The organism is Ferruginibacter sp. HRS2-29, from assembly GCF_024343615.1.
GTDB lineage: Bacteria > Bacteroidota > Bacteroidia > Chitinophagales > Chitinophagaceae > Ferruginibacter.
In genome coordinates this window covers 20,250-28,905 of sequence record NZ_RJUB01000104.1, presented here as the reverse complement: position 1 = coordinate 28,905, position 8,656 = coordinate 20,250, and the positions used below count along the sequence as shown (strand labels likewise).

Here is an 8,656-nt window from a genome sequence, read left to right as displayed (position 1 = left end):
AACCTACAGCTGGACGGGCCCTTCCGGTTATACCAGTGCCCAACAAAATCCTGTTATTCCCAATGCTACTGTGGCAGATGCGGGGGTATACCAGGTGATCGTTACAATCGCCGGTTGTGCTTCCGCGCCGACTAACGTAAATGTTATTGTCAATCAAACGCCCGCGACACCTGCCGCTACCAGCAATAGCCCGGTTTGTACCGGCAATTCGCTGCAATTGAATTCCGGTACGGTTACACCGGGTGGTATGCAATACGCCTGGACCGGCCCCAACGGCTTTACCAGCAATTTGCAAAATCCTTCTATCAGCAATGTTACTTCCGCTGCCGCGGGTACTTACACAGTTATCTATACATCTACCGGGCCCGGGGCATGTGTTTCTGCCGCCGCTACCACCACTGTGGCGATCAATACTACACCTGTACTTACCACAGCTGTTCCCTCAAATCCTACAGCCTGTGGTTCCAATACAGGTTCTATCAGCATTTCAGGGCTTACAGCCGGCCAGGTGTACACCGTAAATTATACATTCAATACTATCCCGCAATCTGCATCCTATCCTGCAGGGCCAACCGGCAACATCCTTATCACCGGCCTTTCCCAGGGTACTTATGCCAATATAAATGTTGTGCTGTCTGGCTGTATCTCCAATAGTCTTGGGCCGGTTATACTTGCTGATCCTAATCCGCCGTCTGCACCTGTTGCATCCAGTAACAGTGCCATCTGCAGCGGGCAGACATTAAACCTTTCGGTAAGTTCCAGCGCACCGGGTGCAGCATCTTACACGTGGAGCGGGCCGAATGGCTTCAACAGTACGCTGCAAAACCCGTCGATAACCAATACAAGTGCCTCCAACGCAGGTTATTATTATGTGTATGTAACCATCAATAATTGTAACTCGCTGCAGGATTCGGTATTGGTTGTTATCAATCCTTTGGGGGCATTACCTGCAGTAACCACACCGGTGAATTATTGTATCAATACAACCTCTGTAGCGTTGACGGCAGTGGCTGCCCCCGGCGGCACGCTTAACTGGTATAACGTAGCCTCCGGTGGAACCCCTTTGCCATCCGCGCCGGTTCCCCCGACTTCTGTTGCAGGTACTACAGCATATTATGTGAGCCAATCTACGGCTGCGGGTTGCGAAGGAAGCAGGGCGCAGATCAATGTAGTGGTTAACCCGGATGCGAAGGCGGTTTTTAACCCCGTCAATACCATCAAATGTGCGCCATACCTGATCGGTAATGCCGATATCGGCCTGCAGGTATTTTCCGCAAATAATGGCGCATACAATTGGTATGCAAATAATACCTTCATTGGTACCGGTACTAATTTCCCGGGTTATACCATAACACAACCGAATGATTCGGTCACTATCAAGCTGGTAGCTGTATCTGCCTTCGGTTGTAAAAGCGATAGCATGCAGGCAAAATTTTATACGTACAAAGTTCCCACGCCTTCGTTTGTATTGAGCGATACCGTGGGATGTGGCCCTCTGAGCGTGTTATTTACCAATACCACACCTGACATTAACTTGTATAATTATTACTGGGATTTCGGCAACGGGCAAACTTCCACTTTACAACAACCCGGAACTATTATTTTCCCCATCAACCCCACCTACAACGACACTACTTACAAAGTCAAACTCAAAATAGAAACCCTGTGTGATACCATCACTTTTGAAAAATCAATCAGGGTGAAAGCTCCGCCAAGGGCATTGTTCATCCCCGACCGCTCTACCGGCTGTTCGCCGATGCGGGTGGTATTTGCCAATACTTCATTGGGCCTGAATAGTACCTACTACTGGGATTTTGGAGATGGAACAACACTTATTACCAGTACAAGGATTCCTGTTACGCATATTTACAATTCGCCGGTGGTGGATACCTTCCGGGTACAACTGATAGCGGTAAACGAGTGTGGTTCAGATACACAGCGGTTTGAGCTACGCATCGCACCAAATAACATCCTGCTCAACTTCAACGTAAACGGAACCCAGAATTTCGGGTGCGCACCTCACACCGTCGCGTTCGTTAATAACTCTGCGGGTGCAAGTTCTTTCGAATGGAATTTTGGCGATGGCAACACGCTTTCCACTACAGATAATATCGATACGGTGTACCATACATTCATCAATTCGGGAACTTACAATGTAACGCTTACAGCCATCAACAGTTGCACAGATACTACCGCCACCAGGATCATCACCGTATATCCTAAACCGGTGGCCGCGTTCATCAGCAATCTATACACGGTTTGTATAGGGCAAGCGGTGCAATTGACCAATCAGTCTTCCAATGCAACTACTTACTCCTGGAATTTCGGCGATGGCAGTACTTCTGTACTGGTGAATCCTTCGCACACCTACGCTGCCCCGGGATTATTTACTATCAGACTGGTCAGTTTCCGCAATACCCCTTCGGGAGATGTATGCGTAGATACGGCTTACCAGCAGGTACAGGTTCGCGACACCTTACCCGGGTGGTTTACCATGTCTGATTCAGTGAGCAGCTGTGCACCGCTGCGGGTAACGTTCGTAAATAAGATCCGTCCATCATTAACGGCCTCCTGGAATTTCGGCGATGGTAATACCGCGTCGGGCGACAGTGTGGTTCATAACTACCTTCTCCCCGGTATCTATTATGTAGACCTGGTAGTAAAAGTTCCCGGTGGATGTATCTACACTTCGAGGGACACGGTAAATATCAGCGGACCATCCGGTAACCTCATTTACAATGGCGGATATACCTGCGTGCCAACGGTAACATTTACCGCCAATGCCTTCAATACTGCCGGGTATACATGGAATTTTGGCGATGGAAATACACAGACTACCACCGCTAATTCGGTAAACCATACCTATGCAAATCCTGGCCGCTATGTTCCATCCGTCACCCTTCAGGGCTCGGGTTCGTGTACCTTTCCCATACAAGGTTTGGATACGATCAAGATCGACAAGCTCATCGCAGGTTTCAGGTTCACTTCACAACAATTTTGCGGGGGCACCAGGGTGCAATTCGTCGATACATCCTCCGCATTTTTCGGGGTAGTAAATACCGCCTGGAAGTTTGGGGATGGAAATACAGGAACTGGTACAGGCATATCACATACTTATTCCGCTACGGGTTTGTATAATGTAGAAATTACGATCACTTCGGCCAGCGGATGTACCAAAACGGTTTCAGTGCCGGTAACTGTGCAGGTCAATAGCATTCCTGTTGCTTCGATAATTGGTGATATTGAAAAATGTGGCAATCAACGGGTCACTTTTAGTGCTAATGTGATATCTGCCGACGCGGTTACCATTCAACAGTGGACATTATCGAATGGCGTTACAGCCACAGGCCCCGATTTCACTTACCTGTTTAACCTTCCGGGCACTTATAATTTACGTTATATTGCCGGAACACAACAGGGGTGTTTTGATACGGCCTATCATTCCATTGTTATCCGCCCGGTACCGGTGGTGAATGCTACGGCAAGTACTACCATCTGCCTCGGTAATTCTGTTCAGCTCAATGCTACCGGCTCTCCGTCTTATCAATGGAACCCGGCACAAGGCCTGAGTTGCAGTACCTGCCCAAATCCTGTGGCAACACCATCCGTTACTACCCCCTATATAGTTACCGGCTCTAATGCATTTGGTTGTGCGGCTTACGATACAGTTGTTATTACGGTGATCCAACCAATGAACCTGGTAGTAAACCCCGACGTTAATATATGCATCGGCCAGTCGGCCAACCTGATGGCCAGCGGCGCTGCCACTTATGCCTGGTCACCGGGAGCTACGTTGAACAGTACCACAATTTCCAATCCTGTTGCTACGCCAACTGCCACAACAAGATACCGGGTAGTGGGATACGATGGATTCAATTGTTTTACCGATACGGCCTTTGTGCTCGTAGGGGTAGGAAGATATCCTACTGTTAACCTTGGGCCGGACCTCACGTTGTCTACCGGTACCATCCACCCGTTAAACAGTACTATTACAAATGGTCCCATAACACAATGGCTCTGGCAGCCTTCCACTGAGCTGAGCTGCAACACCTGCCCGTTACCATTGGCAACCATTAAAAAAGACATCACCTACACCGTTAAAGTCACCACTGCCTATGGATGCAGCGCCACGGATTCTCTAAACATTAAAACCTTTTGCGAAAATTCGCAGGTATTCATCCCCAATGCTTTTACCCCTGACGGCGACGGGGTGAACGATATCCTAATGGTACGGGGAAAAGGGATCGTAATGGTTAAGTTCTTCAGGATATTCAACAGGTGGGGTGAACTTGTATTTGAAAGGACAAACTTTCCGCCGAATGTTTCTGCTTATGCCTGGAACGGAAAGATAAAAGGAATTGCCGGCGGCCCCGATGTATTTGTTTATACCGCGGAAGTGATCTGTGAAAACGGGACCTCCTTTGTTTACAAAGGGAATACTTCCATCATCAAGTAAAATGAAAACTAGTATGAAATATTATTTCCTCTCTATAGGCCTGTTGCTTTTCGCCTGTGTTGGTAAAACACAGGACATTAATTTTTCGCAGTTTTACGAAATGCCGTTGTTGAGAAATCCAGCCCTTGCGGGCCTCTATTCCGGCGATTTCAGGGCTACTGCTGCTTTTCGGTCGCAATGGAACAGTGTGACCACTCCCTACCAGACACAAGGCCTGGGGGTAGAACTGAAATTCAGTACCAGCCAGCAATCCGATAATTACCTGGCGCTCGGTCTCCAGATGACCAACGATATAGCCGGCGATTCGAAGCTTGGAAAGACACAGCTGTTGCCCGTGCTCACCTACCATCATGCTTTAAGCGACGATAACGATACCTATGTATCGGCCGGGTTTATGGCAGGGCCGGTGCAACAGCGGTTTGACGCAACCAAACTCAGCTTTGATGATCAGTTTGTTAATGGAAGTTACAGTAATACCAATCCTACCCGGCAGGTATTTACCCGGTCAAACGTAACGTATCTCGATGCATCTGTGGGCTTCCTGGTGAGTACCAGTTTTGCCAATGATGTCAAATGTTACGCCGGGGGATCCTGGTTTCACTTTAATAATCCTAAAGTGGCCTTCGAGCCAAACCGGGATGTGCTGCTGAACAATAAATTCATGATCAATGCAGGTTTGTCTGCCCCTTTAAGTGAATACCATCGGCTTATTTTATACGCCGATTATTTTAAGCAGGGTGGAAATAACCAGATGCAGGGAGGGTTTTTGTACAAACGGGATTTGCTTCAAATGGATGAGGATGAAACTATCAGCCTGTCTGCCGGGAGTTTCCTGCGTTGGAATGATGCCGTAATCCCTGTGCTAAAACTCGATTATTACGAATTGGGCGTTGGGTTAACATATGACGTCAATATTTCAAAATTACGGGCAGCTTCACAGTCCAGGGGCGGCTTTGAGATTACGGTCAGCTACCGCAATTTTCTTAACATGCGAAATAGTTCGCTGGATAAAACAAGGTGCCCGAGGTTTTAAGCAATTGCCACCCGGCACTGTAAGCAACTATCTGCCGGCGTTTATAACAGGTGACAGTAAAGGTTTCAAAAGATAACGATTCCATTTACCCTGTAAAATAAATACCGGATCAAATACGGGAAAGGCGGGGTTTTTCGATCTTACCAGAATGGTAAGTTGTTGCTTGTGCCATATTTTAAACAACAGCATCTCCCGATGTGAAACCTGTAATCCTGCAAACCCGGTGTGTTGCTCTTCAATTCCTGCGTATTACATGAAACGCCAGGGGGATGGAGCGGGTTAAATCTTGCGGCTCGGTTTTTGACTTACACCCCATACATTAAAACAACAAGATGAACAATCAAAAGAAATTTGGCGTATGGATGGATAACCACCACGCCACTGTAGCAGGTGAAGGAGAAGAAACGGGTACCCCCTTAACCATACTCGGGCATGTAGAAGGAGAACTTATTTCCCCAAACTCCAATGAAAAAAATTCGAACAACCACGAAAAAACAATACAGGGAAAATTTTTTAAAGAAATAGCCGCCCATTTAGTCAATGCTACGCATATACACATCACGGGCACCGGCCAGGCGCAGGAGCAGTTTATCCATTACCTGGCAGATACCCCTCAATTTAAAAATACCAAAACGGAAGAATCTACTTCCAATAAAATGAGCGACGAAAAACTCCTTGAATACCTGGCTGGCAGAATGTGAACAGTACGATAAGTTTCCACACAATTTTGAATTGATACACACCCGGGATTAAAACGGATCTCCGGGTGTTTTATTTTAAGTTACCATCTGGAAGTAAGGTATCAGGTGTTTAAAATGCCGCGGATCAATGACGACCATTGCAATTCTGATAAGCCGGCAGCAGCGCCCGTAGCCACCAGCGCATTGCGCATATTGTCGGCAATGCTGATAGTGTGGCGGTTTGGTTGCTCGTTTCGTCCGTAATAATCAATTCCCACGTTGCATCCTGATAAGTAAAGTACGAAGGAGGAACTGGATGAATTGTCGAAAAAATGAGCGGTATCCTGTACGATGTTGAGGGGATTGGCACAGGCGGTAAGCGTGAGGGCAACACTCTTTTGAGCCCCGGCTAACACATCTTCCGCCAAAGCCGTCACCTGAGTCCAGTCGAACCCATCTCCAAGCGAATTACCCGGCCCCGGTATGTCGATGGTGACATAATCATGGAGTTTAACTGTGCGGCCCCCATCGGTATTGCCAGGTGTGGCCAGGGCAAATACAGCGCTGAGGGATCCGGCGAGTGTATGCCACAATGAAGGCAGCAGGAGGCGCATCCGGGCGTTTTGAAATAAGTCTGCAGCTTCCACAGCGGTAGTACGGGAAACCTCCGCGTGCAGGTCAAGGTGTTTGCCGGAAACTTTCTCCGGGATCATATCGGGTACCTCGTTCATAATTGATTTTTACAGATAAGTAAATGCGGCGTTCCCCATCAGTCTGCCCCGGTTGCTGAGCGTAGGTATCTCTTTCTTGTTGTTATTATTTATCAATGGATCAGCCGGCATAGTAGGTGCATTTGCTGTGCCAGTATTTTTAAAAGCGGGTAATCCACTGGTCTACGGCCGGATCAAGGTTTTGCCACAGAACTGAGGTAAGCGTTCCACAAAACGGAGGGGAAGGGTTCAACAGTTCAACAGTTCAAGAGGTTCAAAAGTTCAACAGTTCAAAGGGTTCAAAATATTCATGGTATAAAATGGTCAGCAGTTTAAAAAACCAGGATTTTTAAACGTTGAAACCATCATAAACTGCCTTTAACTTTTGACCTCTTGAACCTCTTGAACCTTTTGAACTTTTTGAACCTTTGGAATGAACCTGCTAAAACGGGTACTTTTCAACAATGGCATTCCGGCAGCGTTGTTTTTGCAGGGCATAAGCAGTCTATTGCCGGCAGGAAAATTTTACCTCCCATCCTTCCGGCATTTTGTTTCATTTAAAAAACATGTATATGAAAGCAGCAGTCATTCATGGCCCGGGTGCCATTACGTGCGATAATGTTGATGATCCTATTCTTGTAAACGAGGATGATGTGATCCTGAAAGTGACAGCCACCGCTATCTGTGGTTCCGATCTGCATATTTATTCCGGTGGTATCCCGCAGCCAAGGCCGATGATACTTGGCCACGAATTTATGGCTATAGTAGAAGAAACAGGCAAGGGTGTTACAAAGTTGAAGAAAGGCGACAGGGCGGTAGTTCCTTTTCCCGTAGCCTGCGGACATTGTTTTTTTTGTACAAATGGCTCCCATGGAAATTATGAGAACAGCAATCCCGGGCATTACGGTCCGGAAGGAGGGATACTGACGGAGAAGGGCGGGGCGCTCTTCGGGTACACCGATCTTTATGGGGGCATTGATGGTGGCCAGGCCCAGTATGTACGCGTGCCTTATGCTAATTACGGCCCGCGGATAGTGCCCGGTACATTAACAGATGAACAGGTACTGTTCCTCACCGATATATTCCCTACCGGTTACACCGGCATAGATTGGGGGAACCTTGCCGGCGGTGAAACCGTGGCCATATTTGGTTCGGGCCCGGTAGGGATCATGGCTGCAAAAAGCGCCTGGCTGAAAGGCGCCGGTAGAGTAGTGGTGGTGGATACTTTGCCCTACCGCCTCGAAAAAGCGAAACAGGCTTCGGGTTGCGAAACCATCTTATGGGAAGAGAATGGAAAAAATGTGATCGAACAGATCCGTTCGGTCACCGACGGACGTGGCGCCGACCTTTGTGTGGATGCCGTAGGCTTTGAACCCGACCGTACTTTTCTCGACAGGGCAAAAGCGGTGATCAACATGGAAAAAGGTTCTCCAAAAGTGCTGGAGGCCTGCATGAGCGCCGTCAGGCGTGCGGGCATAGTGTCGGTATTGGGTGTATACCCCATGCATTATGATAATTTCCCGGTAGGACAATTTTTTGATAAAGGGATCACCCTCCGCGGCGGCCAGGCGCCTGCACAAAAATATATTGATGAATTATTAAACTACGTGGTAGAAGGAAAAGTGAAACTCGATGATGTGATCTCGCACCGGCTCCCGCTTACAGAGATCAGCCATGCGTATTCTATATTCAAAAAGAAGGAAGACAATTGCGTAAAAGTAGTGCTCGATCCATGGAAATAACCGGAAAAAGTTTTGGCTTTGGTTTACTATAAGTG

The 8,656-nt window shown here is 47.7% G+C and carries 5 protein-coding genes; 4 read left to right on the top strand and 1 reads right to left on the bottom strand.

From position 1 onward, the window contains the following. The 3 genes from EGI32_RS11400 to EGI32_RS11390 form a co-directional block, all read left to right on the top strand. Nucleotides 1-4,456, top strand: a 4,456-nt coding sequence (locus tag EGI32_RS11400; RefSeq protein ID WP_255155483.1) for a PKD domain-containing protein, incomplete at its 5' end; no start/stop codon positions are given. A gap of 13 nt (nt 4,457-4,469) precedes the next feature. After that, a complete protein-coding gene (locus EGI32_RS11395; protein WP_255155482.1) occupies nt 4,470-5,489 on the top strand; it encodes a PorP/SprF family type IX secretion system membrane protein in 1,020 nt (339 codons plus the stop codon). 332 nt (nt 5,490-5,821) lie between these two features. Continuing rightward, nucleotides 5,822-6,190 (top strand): hypothetical protein, encoded by a 369-nt coding sequence (locus tag EGI32_RS11390; protein ID WP_255155481.1) that lies wholly within the window; start codon nt 5,822-5,824, stop codon nt 6,188-6,190. Between the two features lie 101 nt (nt 6,191-6,291). On the opposite strand, the gene EGI32_RS11385 is transcribed toward EGI32_RS11390, so the two are convergent. Next, a complete protein-coding gene (locus EGI32_RS11385; RefSeq protein ID WP_255155480.1) occupies nt 6,292-6,900 on the bottom strand; it encodes a hypothetical protein in 609 nt (202 codons plus the stop codon). A gap of 551 nt (nt 6,901-7,451) precedes the next feature. Here EGI32_RS11385 and EGI32_RS11380 point away from each other — a divergent pair. Beyond that, the gene (locus EGI32_RS11380) at nt 7,452-8,621 is read left to right on the top strand and encodes a zinc-dependent alcohol dehydrogenase (protein WP_255155479.1); all 1,170 of its coding nucleotides are present in this window, start codon (nt 7,452-7,454) and stop codon (nt 8,619-8,621) included. Nucleotides 8,622-8,656 lie beyond the last annotated feature (35 nt).

Coding starts and splice junctions, on each gene's coding strand:
- EGI32_RS11395 (WP_255155482.1), top strand. CDS start 4,470: ATGAAATATTATTTCCTCTCTATAGGCCTGTTGCTTTTCGCCTGTGTT.
- EGI32_RS11390 (WP_255155481.1), top strand. CDS start 5,822: ATGAACAATCAAAAGAAATTTGGCGTATGGATGGATAACCACCACGCC.
- EGI32_RS11385 (WP_255155480.1), bottom strand. CDS start 6,900: ATGAACGAGGTACCCGATATGATCCCGGAGAAAGTTTCCGGCAAACAC.
- EGI32_RS11380 (WP_255155479.1), top strand. CDS start 7,452: ATGAAAGCAGCAGTCATTCATGGCCCGGGTGCCATTACGTGCGATAAT.